Below are 16,683 nucleotides of genomic sequence, written 5' to 3'. Positions count from 1 at the left end.
TCGTGACACCATCCGAGAATCCCGAGGCAGCGGGTTCGAACGGAACGCCGGCGAGCCCGCCCTGGCAGCGGGTAGACAAGGAAGGCGACGCCGAAGCGACGGTCAAGCTGGCCACGGAGGAGGCCGCACCGCCGGCCCCCGCCGTGGTGACGGGCAGTGCGGCCCCCCGCCTGTTCGGAGCCCCGGACACCCCGCCGCCAGCCGGATCCGGCGAGGTCCCCCCGGCATCGACCCAGCGAGCCCGCCCAAGCGCGTTGCGCCGCCCAGGCCGCGGCCCCCGCCGAGCATCCCTGCAGGTCAAGCGGTTCGACCCGTGGTCGGTGTTGAAGCTGTCCCTGGTCCTGGGCGTGGCAATGTTCTTCGTCTGGCTGGTAGCGGTCGGAGTCCTGTACACGGTCCTCGACGGCATGGGCGTCTGGGACAAGCTGAACGGAACATACTCATCGCTGGTGGGCGGCGAGGGCGCGAACGCATCCTCGGAACCCCTGATCAGCGCAGGCCGGGTGTTCGGCATCGCCGCGATCCTGGGAGCGATCAACATCGTCCTGGTGTCGGCCCTGGCGACGGTGAGCGCGTTCATCTACAACGTGTCGGCGGACCTGGCGGGAGGCTTGGAGGTCACCCTGTCGGAACGGGAGTGACCCGGTTGCAGGGCCCCTTCGGGGGTCCTGTAAAGTTCTCCTCGTTCAAGGGCCTATAGCTCAGGCGGTTAGAGCGCTTCGCTGATAACGAAGAGGTCCCAGGTTCAAGTCCTGGTAGGCCCACGCAAGTCAAAGCCCGGTTCACATCTCTTGTGAGCCGGGCTTTTTGCTGCCTGCCTGACTAGCTGCCTGACTAGGCTCCCTGCCGCTCCGTTCAAGGATCGTCGACGGCTCGCCGCCACGCGCGAAGCTGCCGAAGCCGTAGATGTGATCTGAGTCACACTATTGACGTTTTTTGTGGACCTACCGGAACTACGTAGGCGAAGGCGCTGGAGTAGCGCTTCGCTAACAGAGAAAGTAGGAGAGGCTCTTGACAAAACAGAACAAGCCCCAGGTTATTCAGATCGACACCTCCGCGCGTGGAAGGACCTTTCGGCTGGCTGAGGCCATCGTCGACAGTCACGGGCACACGGTGCGCGCTCGTGGCCTGGGTGAAACGATGATCGAACTGGCCGAACGAGCCGGCACTTACCGCGGCCGCGTGGAAATGCAGGTCAAGGACGGCGACTGGTCGATGACCTTCGATGCCGGGACGAAGGATGCCGAGGGCGCTCGACCTACCCCGGCGTCGGGCGCGGCGTTCCGCGGCGAAGCGGGAGACGACCGCGAGTGAGCCCTAATGACCTACCCTCGGAGCCGCAGGAAGGCGGTGAAGCCGAGCTCGCGGACTTCCTCTGCGAGCACTGGGAACCCTTGTTCAAGATGATCAACGCAAGGGTGCAAGACGTACATGCCGCTAACGACATTCGACAGGAAGTGGCTGCAGCCTTCACTATGGCCTGGCGTGATAAGGACAGCCTCAGGTGGGTTGACAATCATGTGGCCTTCTTGCATGGCATCGCGAACAAGAAGATCATGAAGTACTTCAGGGACGGCGAGGCGAAGTTTCGCGCGCTCGCTGGAGCCGACGAGGCAGAGGAGGACGTGGTCGACCCCGGAGCGGAAGACTCCTTCCGGGCGATCGAGGGCGACGCCGACCTAAAGCGCTTACCGTTTCACTTTAGGCAAGCGGTCTGGTTAGTAGACATCCTCGGCTACAGGCAAGTTGAGGCGGCCAAGATCCTCGCCATCTCCGCAGGCACCTTGAAAAGCCGCTTGGTTAAGGGGCGTGAGTACGCCTCTCGTCTCAACGCAAGTGACGTTCCTGTCCAGATCGAGACCGCGAAGGAGGACACCCGATGACCGACTACGATCCCGCGACCCCTGCCCCGTTCGACATGGCTGCCATTAACGCCGCCATCGACCGAAAGACCCCAGAACAGCGCGCCACGGAGCTGGCCGAGGCCGAGTCGGTCGCGGTCGGCCTGGACGCCATGCAGCTTGGCGATGAGTACTCGGCTCGGGGTGATCTTCGCTCCGCGGCCCGCTGGTATGCCGTCGCCGCTCGGCATGAAGCTGATGGAGCTGTGGAGCTGCTTGCCGACACCGAAGCGTTGATCGACGCGACCGGCACCGCCGGGATGGCTGAGGCTGCCGAAGACACACAATTCCGCATCGATGTCGAGGCAGACGACGCTCGGCGAGCCGAGAATCTGGAATCTCTCAGTCAGGCTGCATCTGTAATTCACGTCGCCCGCGCAGAGGCGCGTCGCATCGTCGACGCTGCCCATGCCGAGGCTGAGCGCGTGCTTGCGGAGGTTCGCCAGGAGTCGAGTCGCCGCGAAGCGACCTTGCAGGATCTCGCCTGGAATGTTGATCCAGAGAGGCAGCAAACTTTCGACTACCTCAAACGGGCTATCTCGGTAATATTGACCGGCGAATCCGGCGATTTAGAATTAATCAAGCGTGACTTTGCTGAGCGTGGTCGGCGAGGCGAAGTCATGCATGTGCTAGACATGCTGGCGGATTCGAAGCCGAGCATTCGCGGGGAAGATCGCGTAAAGATGCTGTTGAAGGTTTCTGACGACAGTCGTGTATCGCTATGGGGTCAGAATCCATTTCTGTCGAATAATTTCATGTACCGAGGGCTACGGTCATTTGACATGCCCCACGGGGCAGGCGTGGGCCGCATTGAAAGTCCCGAATTGGTTTGGCTCCTCTCTCATGGAAGCCCTAACTCCGACAGGTTACGCCCATGGATTTCTCATCACCAAACCCGTGAAGTTGCGGCGAACAATCTCGCTCGCCTGCTAACGTCGGACTTTGAATTTACGCGAAAAGACCAACTGCATGAGTTTAATGTCAAATGGTCGACGAGGTGTCGTAGTAGTCGAGTTTTGCCGTTCGCCGTGTACGCGGCCAGCTTGGGTTCAGGAGTCTCTGACGAGGAGGAGCGTCGTCGGATAGAGCGGCTTCTGTTGAACTTTGGCCAGGGTGGAAATATGGAAATCATGACTTCTGCGTCGGATTGCCCTGTCTCTAGTGTGGTGCCGGACAGGTTGGGTGAGTTTGTCAATAACTGGTCATTGAGTGAGCTTGTCAACCTTCCCTTGTGTCGTGAAAGGATCACTCCTGGGCCTCTCACGCGAGAGGCTCTATCCGCCGCCAGGGCAGAACTCGCGGCTGCGAGCTGATCACTTTCAGGTGCGGAGAGCACGATCGGAACGCTTGAGGCAGGGTCGGCTTCGTTAAGAGCCGACCCTGCCTTTGGTCCGGACGACGAGTGGGTCAGTTGGCGAAGATGCGATCCATGGTCTCAGCCCCATGTTGAATTACCGGCCGCAACTGGTGACGGTAAACCTTTTCGGTCACAGTTGAACCGTTGTGGCCAATGAGGCGCGAGATCTCCTCAATCGTCGTTCCGCTCTCGGAGAGCAGCGACACGAAGCTGTGGCGTAGCTCACGCGGTGTCCACTCGGCCGGGTTCATGCCGGCCTTCTTGAGAACTCGTCGGAATGCACGTCGGACATTGGCCGCGTCTAGCTCTCGGCCGACCGCCGATGCGAACACCAAGCCGTTATCCTCCCATTTCTCTCCGGCCAATTTTCGTGCGAGCGCTTGCTTGCTCTGGTGCGCCCATAGGGCGTCCACGCACCGTTGCGGAAGCGCGATCGAGCGACGAGATTTCGCTGTTTTCGTGTCGCCGCCTTCCCGCACCGACCTCCACACCCTGACGTGCGGAGGAACTGGCGGGCTAAGGTCCGGCTTGCCCGTCAGATCGGTGTGCGACCAGGTGAGCGCCCGCATCTCCTCCGTCCGCGCCCCGGTCAGCAACGACACCACGATGTAGGCGCGCATCGAGGTGAACTCGGCGGCCGCAAGAACGGCCTCGGCCTGTTCGAAGGTCAGCGACTTCGACGGTCGGCCGGCCCGCCCCTCGGGGACCTCGCACAGGAGCGCGACGTTTCGCTTGATCTTCTCCCGCTTCTGCGCCCTGGCTAGCGACCGCCTGAGCAGCGACAGCAGCTCTTGCAGCGTCCGCGTTGACACCACCGTCGCCCGGCCGGCAAGCCACGTGTCGACCTCGTCGGCGATCAGCTCCCTTGCGTTGCGGCGCCCGATCAGCGGCACGATGTGCTTGTCGGCGAGGATCGTCAGCTTCTCCACGGTCGAGGCCGACCGCCTGGGCAGACCGTGCGCGAGGAAGTCACGCACCGCTTGAGCCACCGTGAACGACCGGTCTTCTGGCGGAAGTCCGTCGTCGTGCTCGCGGAGCATCTCCTTGAGCTTGTCCTTCGCCTCGGTCTTCGTCTTGCCGTACGCGGACCGGACCTTTCGCTTTCCGGCCGGCGTGTAACCCACCGTGATTTCCGCGATCCAGCGCTGACGGCTCTCCGACCAGCGAAGGCCGCCGTCTCCGCGGCTACGCCGTTTCGTCATAGCTGACCTCCGCTTCCCTCATCAACAGCTCGACGTATTCCTGAATGGCGACGGCCGGCACGAGCCGTGCGCGTCCCTGCTTGACCGAGCGCAGGCGACCGGAGCGGAGCTGTTCGTAGATGACCGAGCGGCTCATAGAGAGCAGGCGCATGGCTTCGGTGATCCGGTAGAGGTGCCGTTCGGGCACGGCGGCAGGCATGGGTGCGGTGTTCATCGGTCCCCCTCGGTGTCGTGGTCGGGCTTGGTGGGCGCGACGTCCGCGACCTCCGCGACCGGGCTGGTCAGCGCGGGTGCGAGCGGCTGTTGGGTGCCGCGACCGTCCGCGACCCGGGTTGCGGAGGTCGCGGCCGAGCCGGGCGGCTCCGCGACCCTCGATGTGCTGTCGACCTGCGGGGTCGCGCTGGTCGCGGAGGTCGCGCCCGTTTCGGGCGGTGGGAGGTAGCGGCTCCAGGCGTCGGCCAGGCCGCCGTCGCCGTCGATGCGGTAGCCCTTGAGCGTCTTGCCGCTGACCTTGAGGTCCTTCGGCCGGACCAGGTACCGGTCGAGTTCCTTCGCCAGGCGGCGGCTGTCGAGCGGCTTGCCCTGGACGTCAGTCTACGGCCCGTCTTCGATGGCGTGTAGTTCGCGGATCAGCTCGGCGGTGACCATGCGGTCGGTGTTCTCTGCGGCGAAGATCTGCCGGACGTCCGCCAGCAGGCGCACGCCGATCGACGCCGGTTGCGCCGTGGCTTCGAGCACGAAGTGACGGCACGCCCGCCGTGCCGTCTCCGGCCAGTGCCCGCCGGCCGCGTCCGCAATGGCCAGCAGCGGACGCCAGATCTCGGCTGCTCGGTCGCGGACGCCGTCCGGCCGGTGCGGTCGTGCGCGGCTCACCTCGTCACCGACACGACCAACCCACTCCGCCAGCTCGGCGCGCACCGGCGCCGATTCCCGCTCGACGTCTTCTTCGATGAACTCCTCGACCACTTCGTCGAACCGGCGCTTGCGCATGTGCACGGTGATCGCTCGGGTGGTGATGGTGTCCGGCATGCCGCCGGCGATCCCGGCGAGCGCGACCGGCGCGTAGACCGGGAACGGGGTCACGTTCATGCTCTTGGCGTCGCCAACGCACCGCGTCACGGTCGCCGACCGCTTGTAGCCCGCGTTCAGCAGCGCCCGTAGCTCCTCGTTGTTCCCGCCCGTCTTCGAGTTGAAGACCGCGTCTTCCCACTCCCCGGCTCCGCCGAGTCGAGGATCAGCCTCGGCGTGACGTACAGACGTTCGGCGACGTGGGTGCTGGCGAACCAGAGGACGAACGTCACGACCGCGTCCAAGACCTCATGACCCTGCTCCGCGAAGGCGCCAGCCGAGGTAGGCCCGAACCATGCGAGCGGGACGACCGGCGCAGTCTCCAGCAGCGCCTCACTCGGCTGGGCGCCGCCGTCTTCGGCCGCGTGGCCGCGATGTGGCAGGCGCGCCAGACGGGCTGGCAGTTCTCCGACTAAAAGCTGCCGGTCAGCGAGTCGCCGGGCGGGCGGCCGCACTGCTGGCAGTTCGGTACCGGTGTCCCAGGTTCAGACCAGGGAGGCCCACTCGCACGAAAAAGCCCGGCTCGCGAGCCGGGCTTCCGTGACCAGTGCTCACCGCACCACGTTCTCCTGGCTGGCCGCCCACGAAGCCAACAGCGCCAAGCCATCCGCCGCCGCTGTGCCGGCGGGGGCTGTGTAGACGTTCAGGAGCAAGCCGGGCTCGGCGGGCAGCGACTCCACATCCAGGTCCAGCCGGCCCACTACCGGGTGGTGCAACCGCTTGCGCCCGGATCGGTGGAGCCGGACGTCCTGAGATGCCCACCGCTGCCGGAACAACTCGCTGCGAGTCGACAACTCGCCGACCAGAGCGATCAGCTTCTCGTCATGCGGATTGCGCCCGGCTTCCATGCGCAGCTTCGCCGCCACATCCGCGGCGATTCGGTCGTAGTCGACGAAAAAGATCTCTGCCGCTTCGGGATTCAAGTACACGAACCGCGCGGTGTTCGCCGGGCGTCGAGGGTCGGCCAACACCGGTGAATACAGGGCGCGGGCGAGGTGGTTCGCAGCCAGGACGTCGTAACGGCCGTTGCAAATCCACGCCGGTGCTTCGGTCATCGCGTCGAGCACCTGCTGAAGCGCCGGACGCACCGTCACGGCGCGTGCACCGGTGGGTGTCTGCCGAGCCAGGTGGAACAAGTGGTCGCGCTCGGCCTCGTCCAGCTGCAATGCAGTGGCCAACGAGAGAAGCACCGCGTCCGACGCCCCCGCGAGGCTGCCGCGCTCCATCCGTACGTAGTAATCGACCGATACCCCGGCCAGCAGCGCCACCTCTTCACGACGCAGGCCCTTGACCCGGCGATTCCTGCCGTAGACAGGCAGACCGGCCTGCGAGGGGGTGATCCGCGCGCGGCGGGAGCTCAGGAATTCCTTGATCTCGGTTCGCAAATCGATGGCCACCTCGTCACCGTAGTTCCTGCTAGGTGCCCGATGCGGTCGTGGCGATGCCGCCGTCCACCGGGATGACCGTGCCCGTGACGTAAGCGCCGGCTCGGCCCGCGAGGAACACTGCGACCCCGGCCATGTCGTCGTCGCGGCCGAGGCGGCGTAGGGGGGCCTTTGCCGCTATCGCCTCGCCCATCACTTCGAGTGTGGACGCCATCATCTGTGACGGGAACGGGCCGGGGGCCACCGCGTTCACCGTGACGTGCTGGGGGCCCAGCTCCCTGGCGAGCACCCTCGTGAGCTGGTGGAGGGCCGCTTTGCTGCTGGCGTACGAATAGTTCGGCGAGTCGGCGACGTGGATCGCTGCAATACTGCCGATGTTGATGATCCGCGCGGGATCGTCGGCGGTGGCCGCCTTGCGAAGGGCCGGCAGCAGCGCCTGCACCAGCCAAAACGGCGCCTTGACGTTGAGGTCGAGCACGGTGTCCCACGCCTCGGCCGGGAACGTCTCCAGCGGCTCGCGCCACATCGTGCCCGCGTTGTTGACGAGGATGTCCAGGCTGTCTCCGACAAGGTCGGCGAGGCGCCGGCACTCGTCGTGCCGGGACAGGTCCGCGGGAATTGCCCGGACGTCGCCGAATTCGGACAACGAACGCTGTGCCTGCGCGCACGCGTCCGCCTTGCGTGAGCTGATGATCACGCGGGCGCCCGCCTGCAGCAGGCCGCGCGCGATCATCACGCCGATGCCCCTGGTGCCGCCGGTGACGAGTGCGTACTTGCCGCTCAGGTCGAACAGGTCTGCGTGAAGCGCCATGGTTTTCCTTCTGCCGAGGGAATTGCTCGAACAGATTGACCGGCTTTCCGAACGCCTGGGAGACCGCGGTGAACCAGGTACTGCGAGGGCCTCCCTCAGTTGCTGGCGTGGGCGGTGTTGTCGAGCCAGTGCTGGGCCAGCTCGACGTCGCCGTCGGCGCCGGTCAGGGGGATCCGGCGGGTCAACGTCAGCAGCAGGGACTCGGCCGGGCCGGTCACCGTCACGTCCGCCGGACCGGTCTCGTGCCGCCACGTTGCTCCCTCGGGGTGCCGCTCGATGAGCCACGCGTCCGTCGTGTCGGCGGCTCGCCACAGCAGGGTTTGGCCGGTGCCGCGGAGGGCTTCGGCGGACGCCGGGCGCTGCAAGGCCCACGTCGGTGAGGTCAGCATCGTGAGGTGGTTGGTGATCAGCGCCGCCGCGACGTCGGCGTCGATGTCGGCCGGCCGTGCGGCTGCGGTGGCTGCGTCGAAGCCGTGGATGACCGCCTCGTTGAGCATGCTCGACAGCCAGAACCGGACTCCGGAGCGCTCGTCACCGGACGCGTTGAACACCGGGGCGTCGAGGTCCGTGCACGCGTCCGCGACGCGCTGTGCGGACTCCGCCAGCCACGCCGGCCACTCGCCGGGGCCGGCGGGGAGGGTGGCCAGCTCCGTGGGCAGCCGGGTGGGGTCGGTGATGCGCCGCTCGATGATCTCCGCGACCCAGTGCTGGGTCTGGCCCACGTGCCGGACCAGGTCGGCGACCGTCCACGCCGGGGCCGTCGGCACCGCCGCGCCGGGGCCGGCAGCCGTGGCGGATGCCGCCAGGCGCCGGGTGTGCTCGACGATCGCGTGCCGGGTGGTCTCTGCGTTCAGCATGGTTCGTCCTCGATCTCGCCGGGTGCTTTCCCCCATGCGTCGAACGACGACAGGCCGGATCGACAGGAACAGGTCAGCCCTGCCGGGAAGAGAAGGACCGGCAGGGCTGAGCAGTCACGGCCGGCGTCCCGACCGGTCAGTACAACGTGGTCACCCGGTGCGGTATTTCCTGGGGTGTGACGTGCGTTACCAGTGGTTCCACGTGGAACCACGTGCCACCCGCTCCGGCGCGGTGCAGTAACATCGCGGGGTAAGGGAAGCAAGCTGAGAAGGGGGCTTCGGTGAAGAAGCTGCTGGCACTCGCGGTCATCGCGGGCGGCGTCCTGTTCGTCGTCAAGCGCAACAAGGCGGCCAAGGCCGAAGCCGACCTCTGGCGCGAGGCGACCGCTCCGGTCCCCTCCACCAACGGCACCACCCCCGCCAAGCCGGCGGGCGCTTCCCACAACTGACCTCCCCGCGGGCGGCGAACACCGCCCGCGTCCGGGGCTGTAGCTCAATTGGTAGAGCACCGCCTTTGCAAGGCGGGGGTCAGGGGTTCGATTCCCCTCAGCTCCACAACCCACGAAGGCCAGGTCGCTGACCTGGCCTTCGCCGCGTCAGGGGTCGTGTCAGGTTCGGATCAGGGCCGTGTCAGGCCGTGCCGCGAAGGTCGTTCCCATGACCGACCTGGCGATCACGGCCTCCGGACTGCGGAAGGCCTACCAAGACAAAACCGTCCTCGACGGCGTTGACCTCGAAGTCGAAGCGGGCAGCATCTTCGCCCTCCTCGGCCCGAACGGCGCCGGCAAGACCACCACCGTCAACATCCTCACCACGCTCACCAAGGCCGACGGCGGCAGCGTCCGCGTCGCCGGGCACGACCTGGCCGCCGAAGCCAAGGCCGTGCGGGCCGCCATCGGCGTCACCGGGCAGTTCGCCGCCGTCGACGAGTTGCTCACCGGGCAGGAAAACCTGCAGCTCATGGTCGACCTCAGCAAGAACGCCACCCCGCAGTCCGTCGCCGGGCTGCTGGAGCGCTTCGAGCTCACCGAGGCGGCCAAGAAGCCCGCGTCCACCTACTCCGGGGGCATGCGCCGGAAGCTCGACCTCGCCATGACGCTCGTCGGGAACCCGCGGATCATCTTCCTCGACGAGCCGACGACCGGCCTCGACCCGCGCAGCCGGCGGACCATGTGGACGATCATCCGCGACCTCGTCGCCGACGGCGTCACCATCTTCCTCACCACCCAGTACCTCGAGGAAGCCGACCAGCTCGCCGACCGCATCGCCGTCCTGGACCAGGGCCGGCTGGTCGCCGAGGGCACGGCCGACGAGCTCAAGCGCCGGATTCCGGGCACCCACGTCCGGCTCCGGTTCGCCACCGCCGCCGACCTCGACGCCGCCGCGCGGATCCTGCCCGGATCCACAAAGGACGACGAGGGCCTGCGGGTTCCCAGCGACGGCGGCACGAAATCCCTCCGGTCCCTTTTGGACAGGCTCGACGAGTACGCGCTCGGCGCCGACGAGCTCTCCGTCCACACCCCCGATCTCGACGACGTCTTCCTCGCCCTGACGGGCCACGCCACGGAGGTTCCCGCCAAATGAACGCCCACTCGATCGTGATGCTGCGCCGCAACTTCAAGCACATCGCCCGGAATCCGGTCTCCGTCTTCAACGCGGTCCTGATGCCGATCGTGGTCATGCTGATGTTCGTCTACATGTTCGGTGACGCGTTCAGCGTCGGCGTGGACTACGTCGACTACGCGACACCCGGCCTGATGCTGCTGGCCGTCTGCTACGGCCTCGGCGCCACCGCGACCGCCGTCAACTCCGACATGACCAAGGGCATCATCAACCGCTTCAAGGTCATGGACGTCTCCCGCGGCGCGGTGCTGACCGGGCACGTCGTCGCCAGCGTCCTGACCAACCTGGTCGCTATCGCGGCCCTGCTCGGGGTCGCCTTCCTGCTGGGGTTCAGCCCGTCGGCGAGCTTCCTCGACTGGCTCGGCGCGGTCGGTGTCGTCGTGCTGCTCGGCTTCGCGACCGGCTGGCTCACGGTCGCACTGGGCCTGGCCGCGAAGACGCCGGAAACCGCCGGTCTGGCGTCGGTGCCGCTGGTCATGCTGCCGTTCTTCAGCAGCGCGATCGTGCCCGCCGACAAGATGGGCCCCGGGCTCAAGCAGTTCGCCGAGTACCAGCCGTTCACGCCGATCATCGAGACCCTGCGCGGGCTGCTCAACGGCTCGCCGTCGACCGGCACCCTGCTCGCCGCACTCGGCTGGTGCGCCGGGATCGCCGTCGTCGGCTACCTGTGGGCCTCGGCCACCTTCAAGAAGCGAGCGTGACGTCGGCCAGCTCGCGCCAGCTCGCCGCCGCCCCCTCCCGCGTCGCCTCGGTGAACTTCGTGTCACCGAGGCGACGTCGTGTGGTCTCTTCGATCCGGGCCACGTCCGGTTGCGACCGGTCCGGCAGGCCCCGGACGCCCGCGCTCGCCGCGAGCAGCCGCGCGGCCTGCGCGTCCTGGTCCGTGCGGGACGCCCAGTCCGCCAGCCCGACCAGCCCGCGCGCGATCGTGAGCGGGTGTCCCGATTCGGCGGCCGCCTCCAGCGCCGCCGCGCGGTGGGCGCGGGCCTCGCCGAGGTCTTCGGCCAGGTAGCCGAGCAGGTCCTGGGCCAGGGCCCGAATGGTCGCCCGGTGCGCGTCCTCACCCAGCATCTCGGTGGCGGCGGCGAGCTGACGTCGTGCTTCCGCCGCGTCGCCGCGCCAGCGGGCGAGCTCCGCCTTGGCCAGCGCCAGCTCGGCCTGGGCGTCGGGCCAGGCGACGCGCTCGGCACGCTGCTGCGCCTCCGCCATCGCCGCCGCGCCGGCCTTTTCGTCGCCCATCAGCCAGTACAGCTGCGCCTGCCGGGACCGCATCCGGACGACGTCCTCGATGGCGCCGACCTCGGTCACCACCTCGATCGCCTGCTCGTAGTACTCGCACGCGCCGGCGAACTCGCCGCGGGCGGCGATGCGGTCGGCCAGCTCGGTCAGCGCGAACGAGATGCCCCAGCGTTCCCCGAGCGCGCGGAACTCGGCGATCGCCGTTTCGAGGAGCGTGTCCGCTTCCTGGTCGGCGTGGCCGAGCTGGATGCGCATCTTGCCCAGCTGCAGCCGGGCCACCGCGCGCACCCACGGGTCCTCGTCGGCGAGCAGCGGTTCGAACGCCGTCAGGGCCGCCTCCGGACCGTGCAGCAGGCGTTCCAGCGGACCGGCGAACCGCAACGCCAGCTGCGGGTTTTCCACCCGGCGGCTGATCTCGTAGGTCTTGCGGATCCACTCTTCGGCGCGGAATTCGTCGCTCTGCTGGCCGGAGGTCACGAACTGGACGACGAACGCGTAGACCACGCCCCGCAGCTCGTCCGGGACCTCGCCGGGGACGGTGGTGGCCGCGAGGACCAGCTCGTTGCCCTCCGCGCGGTGCCCGCCGAGCCACCAGTACCAGCCGGCGGCCGCGGCGAGCCGCATCGACTCCTCGGCTTCGCCGGCCGCGAGCGCCCCGCGCATCGCCGCCGTCAGGTTGTCGTGCTCGGCTTCGAGCATGGCGAGCCAGCCCAGCTGCGCCGCACGGCGAAGGTGCGGCTCCGCCGTTTCGGCCAGTTCGATGAAGTACGCGAGGTGCGCACGGCGGGCGACGTCGGTTTCGCCCGCTTCCGCCAGCCGCTGCTCGGCGTACTCCTTGATCGTGCCGAGCATCCGGTAGCGCTCGCCCACGACGACCACCAGCGACTTCTCGGTCAACGACGTCAGCAGGTCGAGCACCTCGTCGCCGCCGCAGACCCGCTCGGCCGCCTCCAGGCTCGCCCCGCCGGAGAACACCGAAAGCCGGCGCAGCACGACGCGCTCGGCGTCGGACAGCAGCTCCCAGCTCCAGTCGATCACCGCGCGCAGCGTCCGGTGCCGGGGGAGCGCGGTCCGGCTGCCGCCGGTGAGCAGGCGGAACCGGTCGTCGAGCCGGTGCGCGAGCTGGTCGAGCGACATCGTCCGCAGCCGGGCGGCGGCGAGCTCGATGGCCAGCGGCATCCCGTCCAGCGCGCGGCAGACACGCGCCAGCGTGCGGGCGTCCGCAGCGAGGTCCTTGCGCACCGCGCCGGCCCGGTCCCGCAGCAGCCGGACGGCGGGCGCGGCCTCGATTTCGGCGGTGTCGGCGTCTTCGGCGGGCAGGACCAGCGGTGCGACCTGCCACAGCGCCTCCCCGGTGATGCCGAGCGGCTCGCGGCTCGTCGCGAGGATCCGCAGCCGGCGGCATTCGCCGAGCACCCGGTGCGCGAACTCCGCCGCGGCCTCGATGACGTGCTCGCAGTTGTCCAGGACCAGCAGCATCGAGCGCTCGCGCAGGGCGGCGATGACCCGGTCCGTCGGCTCGGCGTCCGGTGCCTCACCGACCAGCGAATCCCGCAGCTTGAGCGCGCCGAGCGTCGCCTGGGCGACGTCGCCGTCGGCGCCGATCGCCGCCAGTTCGACCAGCCACGCCCCGTCCGGGAACTCGCCGAGCAGCGTGCGCGCTGTTTCGGTGGCCTGGCGGGTCTTCCCCGAGCCGCCCGGCCCGATCAGCGTGGTGAGCCGGTGCCCGGCGACGAGCTCGCGGACCGCGGCGAGATCGGCGTCCTTGCCGACGAAGCTGGTGAGCTCCTCCCGCAGGTTGGTCTTCCGGGTCTCCTCGCGCCGGCCGAGCTCGCCGCGCAGCAGCGCCACGTGCACCTCGGCCAGCTCCGGGGACGGGTCGACGCCGAGGGAGTCGGCCAGGGTCTCCCGCGTGCGCTCGTAGACGAGCAGCGCCTCGGAGTCGCGGCCGCTCGCGACGAGGGCCCGCATCAACGCGGCGACGAGCCGTTCCCGCATCGGGTTCGCGGCCACCAGGTCCGTCAGCTCGGTGACGAGCTCCGCGCCGGCCTCGCCGTCGAACCGGTCTTCCTGTGCGGCGAGCCGCAACCCTTCGAGCCGGGTGACGGCGGCGCCGAAGGCCGCGCTTTCCGGCAGTTCGACGTCCTGCAGGGCCGGACCGCGCCAGAGGGCGAGGGCCTCGCGCAGCCGCCGCGGATCGCCGTCCGTGCGAGCCTGGCCGACGAGCCGTTCGAACCGCACGGCGTCGACGTCGTCCGGGGCCACCACCAGCCGGTAGCCGGTCGGCCGGCTGTCGACCGCCCCCTCCGGCAGCGCCTTCCGCAGCCGCGAAACCAGGCGCTGCAGGGCGTTCGGCGCTTCGGCAGGCGGGTTTTCGCCCCAGATCCAGTCGACGAGCGTCCCCTTCGGGACCACCTGGCCCGGTTCGAGCGCGAGGACGACCAGCAGTCCCCGCAGGCGGGCGCCCGGAACGTCGGCGAGGGTGCCGTCGTCCGTGCGCACTTCGAAGGGCCCCAGGATCCCGATCTGCACCCGGCCGATCTTGCCACGGACGGTGGTGTCCGACGCGTGTCAGGCCCGTGTCAGCCCACCCGGCCATCGTGATCGGCACACCCACGGAAGGAAAACCGATGAGCCAGCACGGACTCCCCATGGACCGCGACGCGGGCCCCTTCGACCCGCCGAGCGCGCTCACCCGGCTGCGCGACGCCCGCCCGGTCAGCCCGCTGGTGTTCCCCGACGGGCACGAGGGCTGGCTCGTCACCGGCTACGACGAGGTCCGGGAGATGATGGCGGACACGCGGTTCAGTTCGCGCCTGGACCTCGACGTCATCCACGTGCCCTACGAGACCGGCATGCCGGCCGCGACCGAGCCGTCGCCGCAGCTGCCGGGCATGTTCATCGCGATGGACCCGCCGGACCACAGCCGGCTGCGCCGCAAACTCACCGGCGCCTTCACGGTCAAGCGGATGAAGCAGCTGGAAGAGCACATCGCCGAGGTCGTCGAGCGCCAGCTGGACCACCTGGCGCGGCTGGTCCCGCCGGTCGACCTGGTGCAGGAGTTCGCGCTGCCGGTGCCGTCGCTGGTGATCTGCGAACTGCTCGGCGTGCCCTACGCCGACCGCGGCACGTTCCAGGCGAACTCGGCGCAGTTCATGGTCCGCGAGCAGACGCTCGAGGAGAAGATGGGCGCGTACATCGCGCTGAACACGTACCTCACCGAGCTCGTCACGAACAAGCGCGCCGAGCCGGCCGACGACATCCTGTCCGACCTGGCCCGCCACGACGACCTGACGATCGAGGAGCTGACCGGAGCCGCGTTCCTGCTGCTGCTCGCGGGCCACGAGACGACGGCGAACATGCTGTCCCTGGGCACGTTCGCGCTGCTGGAGAACCCGGAGCAGGTCGCCGAGCTGCGCGCGGACGCGGACCTGCTGCCGGGCGCGGTGGAGGAGCTGCTGCGCTACCTGTCGGTGGCCGACATCTTCTTCCGCTACGCGACAGAGGACCTCGAGCTGGGCGGGGAGACGATCACCAAGGGCTCGACGGTGGTCGTGTCACTGCTGGCGGCGAACCACGACCCGCGGCGCTTCGAGAACCCGGACACGCTGGACATCCACCGCAACGCCCGAGGCCTGCTGTCGTTCGGCCACGGCGTGCACCAGTGCCTCGGCCAGCAACTGGCCCGCATCGAGATGCGCGCCGGCTTCGGCGGTCTGCTGCGCCGGTTCCCGGACCTGGCGCTCGCGGTGCCGGCCGGGGAGGTGAAGCTGCGGACGGACATGAACATCTACGGGGTGCACGAACTGCCGGTCACGTGGACGCCAGGAAGCTGATCACCGCGTCCCGGCCCGCGTGGCCGCGTTCCCGGTTCTGGATCGAGTGCGACTCGCCCGGGACGATCACCAACGAGCCGCGTGGGGCCTGGGCCGCTTCCTCCCGGGCCCACTCCATCGGGGTCGACAGGTCTCGGTCGCCGTTCAGCAGCAGCACCGGGACGTTCGGCAGCACACCGGCCGGGTTCGAGGCCGGACGTTCTGCCGGCCACGGCAGGCAGCTCTGGACGAACCCCTGCTGCGTTGCCACTCCCGTCGTGTACGGCCAGGTCGCCGACGTCGGCAGCGTGCGGGCCGTCCACGACAGCAGCGGCTGGCGAACCGGAAGCGGCGTTGCCGCCGAGCCCCAGGGGAAGCGCTGGTCCGCGCACAGCGTTGCCGCGTGGAGGCCGGCGCTGAACGAGGCCGGGTCGTCGCCGCCCGATTTGTACGCCTCCAGCAGCGCGTCCAGGCGGGCCGGGGCGCCGCTGCGGGCTTCGTGGAGGGCGCCGATGATGTCGCCCGCCTCCGGGTTGCGGTACGTCGGGTCCAGGAACTCGTACGACACCACCGTGTCGAAGATCCGGACGCCGTCCGCCGTGGTGCGGTGGCGGACCACCCACGCCAGGTCGTCGGCCGGGTCGTAACCGCAGGCCGGGGCCGCTGCGCACGCCGCGCGCAGGACTCGGGCCTCTGCCGTCAAGCCCGTCAGGTACAGCGAGGCCGACGCCGTTGCGTGGTGCGGCAGGACCGAATCGAGGATCACCTTGCTGACGTGGTCCGGGTGCGCGATCGCGTACCGCGCCGCCGTGAACGAGCCGTACGAGACGCCGTCGACCACCATTTTCGGCACACCCAGTGCCTGTCGCAGCCGGTCGAAGTCGGCGACCGTCTGGTCGGTCGAATACAGCGGTGCCGTCTTGCCGAGGATGGCCGCGCACTCGCGGACCGCGTCGGGGGACGGCGTCGCGATGTCCGAACTGCCCATCTGCGCCTGCAGGCCCGGGCACTGCAGCGCTCCCGACGGACCGGTGCCGCGCTGGTCGAGCATGACGATCCGGTAGTCCTTCGCGATCTCCGGCAGCCGCTGCTTCGCGATGCGCGTGATCGTGCCGACGCCGCCCTGGCCGGGGCCGCCGGTCAGGAACAGCAGCACGCCCTTGGGCGCGTCCGCGTTGTCCGCCGTCGCCACCGGGAGGGCGATCGTGCCTGGTACGCGGCCGGTGTGGTCGAGCGGGACGGTCAGGGTCGAGCACGTGAAGCCCGGCTGGCCCGGGCACGGGTGCGGATCCGCCAGCTCCGGTGCCCCGGGACGCGCGTCGGCCACGCCCCCGAGGGCGGCGGTCAGCGCCAGGACCAGCCCGGCGGTCAGGATCTTCGAGCGCATACCTGCATCATGCGCACACCCCGGCCGAGCTCGCATAC

Annotated in this window: 15 protein-coding genes, 2 tRNA genes and 1 pseudogene; 10 read left to right on the top strand and 8 right to left on the bottom strand. The window is 68.8% G+C overall.

What is annotated here, in order from left to right:
* Positions 1 to 2: 2 nt before the first annotated feature.
* The 5 genes from ABZW17_RS08600 to ABZW17_RS08580 all read left to right on the top strand — a co-directional run bounded on the left by ABZW17_RS08600 (position 3) and on the right by ABZW17_RS08580 (position 3,214).
* On the top strand, positions 3 to 641 hold the full coding sequence (locus ABZW17_RS08600) for a DUF3566 domain-containing protein (RefSeq protein ID WP_354811114.1): 639 nt from the start codon (positions 3 to 5) through the stop codon (positions 639 to 641).
* A gap of 49 nt (positions 642 to 690) precedes the next feature.
* Positions 691 to 764 (top strand) — tRNA-Ile (locus ABZW17_RS08595).
* Positions 765 to 1,011: 247 nt separating this feature from the next.
* Complete coding sequence (locus ABZW17_RS08590) at positions 1,012 to 1,314, top strand: hypothetical protein (protein WP_354811112.1); 303 nt, start codon at positions 1,012 to 1,014, stop codon at positions 1,312 to 1,314.
* A complete protein-coding gene (locus ABZW17_RS08585; protein ID WP_354811110.1) occupies positions 1,311 to 1,883 on the top strand; it encodes a sigma-70 family RNA polymerase sigma factor in 573 nt (190 codons plus the stop codon). Before ABZW17_RS08590 ends, ABZW17_RS08585 begins: the two co-directional genes overlap by 4 nt.
* A complete protein-coding gene (locus ABZW17_RS08580; RefSeq protein WP_354811108.1) occupies positions 1,880 to 3,214 on the top strand; it encodes a hypothetical protein in 1,335 nt (444 codons plus the stop codon). The genes ABZW17_RS08585 and ABZW17_RS08580 overlap by 4 nt, the downstream gene beginning before the upstream one ends.
* A 94-nt stretch (positions 3,215 to 3,308) precedes the next feature.
* Here the strand turns inward: ABZW17_RS08580 and ABZW17_RS08575 are convergent, their stop codons facing one another.
* The 6 genes and pseudogenes from ABZW17_RS08575 to ABZW17_RS08550 all read right to left on the bottom strand — a co-directional run bounded on the left by ABZW17_RS08575 (position 3,309) and on the right by ABZW17_RS08550 (position 8,581).
* Entirely contained in the window at positions 3,309 to 4,460 is a 1,152-nt protein-coding gene (locus ABZW17_RS08575) for a site-specific integrase (protein ID WP_354811106.1), read from the bottom strand.
* Entirely contained in the window at positions 4,444 to 4,674 is a 231-nt protein-coding gene (locus ABZW17_RS08570; protein ID WP_354811104.1) for a helix-turn-helix domain-containing protein, read from the bottom strand. Before ABZW17_RS08570 ends, ABZW17_RS08575 begins: the two co-directional genes overlap by 17 nt.
* Positions 4,671 to 5,991, bottom strand: a pseudogene (locus ABZW17_RS08565) (DUF3631 domain-containing protein); the annotation flags it as partial. The pseudogene ABZW17_RS08565 and the gene ABZW17_RS08570, both read right to left, overlap by 4 nt.
* An 88-nt stretch (positions 5,992 to 6,079) precedes the next feature.
* A complete protein-coding gene (locus ABZW17_RS08560; protein WP_354811102.1) occupies positions 6,080 to 6,925 on the bottom strand; it encodes a helix-turn-helix transcriptional regulator in 846 nt (281 codons plus the stop codon).
* A gap of 19 nt (positions 6,926 to 6,944) precedes the next feature.
* A complete protein-coding gene (locus ABZW17_RS08555; protein WP_354811100.1) occupies positions 6,945 to 7,724 on the bottom strand; it encodes an SDR family oxidoreductase in 780 nt (259 codons plus the stop codon).
* Positions 7,725 to 7,819: 95 nt separating this feature from the next.
* Positions 7,820 to 8,581: a maleylpyruvate isomerase family mycothiol-dependent enzyme gene (locus tag ABZW17_RS08550; protein WP_354811098.1), complete on the bottom strand. Its 762-nt coding sequence runs from the start codon at positions 8,579 to 8,581 to the stop codon at positions 7,820 to 7,822.
* Between the two features lie 281 nt (positions 8,582 to 8,862).
* Here ABZW17_RS08550 and ABZW17_RS08545 point away from each other — a divergent pair, with 281 nt between their 5' ends.
* From ABZW17_RS08545 to ABZW17_RS08530, 4 genes are all read left to right on the top strand, one after another.
* Complete coding sequence (locus ABZW17_RS08545; protein ID WP_003100602.1) at positions 8,863 to 9,030, top strand: DLW-39 family protein; 168 nt, start codon at positions 8,863 to 8,865, stop codon at positions 9,028 to 9,030.
* Between the two features lie 33 nt (positions 9,031 to 9,063).
* Positions 9,064 to 9,136: transfer RNA gene (locus ABZW17_RS08540), tRNA-Ala, on the top strand.
* Positions 9,137 to 9,238: 102 nt separating this feature from the next.
* Positions 9,239 to 10,165, top strand: a complete 927-nt coding sequence (locus ABZW17_RS08535) for an ATP-binding cassette domain-containing protein (RefSeq protein WP_354811096.1) — start codon at positions 9,239 to 9,241, stop codon at positions 10,163 to 10,165.
* Entirely contained in the window at positions 10,162 to 10,905 is a 744-nt protein-coding gene (locus ABZW17_RS08530) for an ABC transporter permease (protein ID WP_354811094.1), read from the top strand. The genes ABZW17_RS08535 and ABZW17_RS08530 overlap by 4 nt, the downstream gene beginning before the upstream one ends.
* Here ABZW17_RS08530 and ABZW17_RS08525 read toward each other — a convergent pair.
* Complete coding sequence (locus ABZW17_RS08525; RefSeq protein ID WP_354811092.1) at positions 10,889 to 13,975, bottom strand: BTAD domain-containing putative transcriptional regulator; 3,087 nt, start codon at positions 13,973 to 13,975, stop codon at positions 10,889 to 10,891. The two genes, ABZW17_RS08530 and ABZW17_RS08525, sit on opposite strands and share 17 nt — an antisense overlap.
* Before the next feature lie 98 nt (positions 13,976 to 14,073).
* Between ABZW17_RS08525 and ABZW17_RS08520 the strand changes: the two genes are divergently transcribed.
* Entirely contained in the window at positions 14,074 to 15,279 is a 1,206-nt protein-coding gene (locus ABZW17_RS08520; RefSeq protein WP_354811090.1) for a cytochrome P450, read from the top strand.
* On the opposite strand, the gene ABZW17_RS08515 is transcribed toward ABZW17_RS08520, so the two are convergent.
* Positions 15,257 to 16,645: an alpha/beta fold hydrolase gene (locus ABZW17_RS08515; RefSeq protein WP_354811088.1), complete on the bottom strand. Its 1,389-nt coding sequence runs from the start codon at positions 16,643 to 16,645 to the stop codon at positions 15,257 to 15,259. The two genes, ABZW17_RS08520 and ABZW17_RS08515, sit on opposite strands and share 23 nt — an antisense overlap.
* Between the last annotated feature and the right edge of the window lie 38 nt (positions 16,646 to 16,683).

It is taken from the genome of Amycolatopsis sp. NPDC004625 (assembly GCF_040609695.1).
GTDB lineage: Bacteria > Actinomycetota > Actinomycetes > Mycobacteriales > Pseudonocardiaceae > Amycolatopsis.
This window is presented reverse-complemented; position numbering and strand designations above follow the sequence as displayed.

Bases quoted from the DNA above. Each gene is read 5' to 3' on its own strand.
- ABZW17_RS08580 (WP_354811108.1), top strand. From the start codon at position 1,880: ATGACCGACTACGATCCCGCGACCCCTGCCCCGTTCGACATGGCTGCC.
- ABZW17_RS08575 (WP_354811106.1), bottom strand. From the start codon at position 4,460: ATGACGAAACGGCGTAGCCGCGGAGACGGCGGCCTTCGCTGGTCGGAG.
- ABZW17_RS08570 (WP_354811104.1), bottom strand. From the start codon at position 4,674: ATGAACACCGCACCCATGCCTGCCGCCGTGCCCGAACGGCACCTCTAC.
- ABZW17_RS08555 (WP_354811100.1), bottom strand. From the start codon at position 7,724: ATGGCGCTTCACGCAGACCTGTTCGACCTGAGCGGCAAGTACGCACTC.
- ABZW17_RS08550 (WP_354811098.1), bottom strand. From the start codon at position 8,581: ATGCTGAACGCAGAGACCACCCGGCACGCGATCGTCGAGCACACCCGG.
- ABZW17_RS08535 (WP_354811096.1), top strand. From the start codon at position 9,239: ATGACCGACCTGGCGATCACGGCCTCCGGACTGCGGAAGGCCTACCAA.
- ABZW17_RS08530 (WP_354811094.1), top strand. From the start codon at position 10,162: ATGAACGCCCACTCGATCGTGATGCTGCGCCGCAACTTCAAGCACATC.
- ABZW17_RS08520 (WP_354811090.1), top strand. From the start codon at position 14,074: ATGAGCCAGCACGGACTCCCCATGGACCGCGACGCGGGCCCCTTCGAC.
- ABZW17_RS08515 (WP_354811088.1), bottom strand. From the start codon at position 16,645: ATGCGCTCGAAGATCCTGACCGCCGGGCTGGTCCTGGCGCTGACCGCC.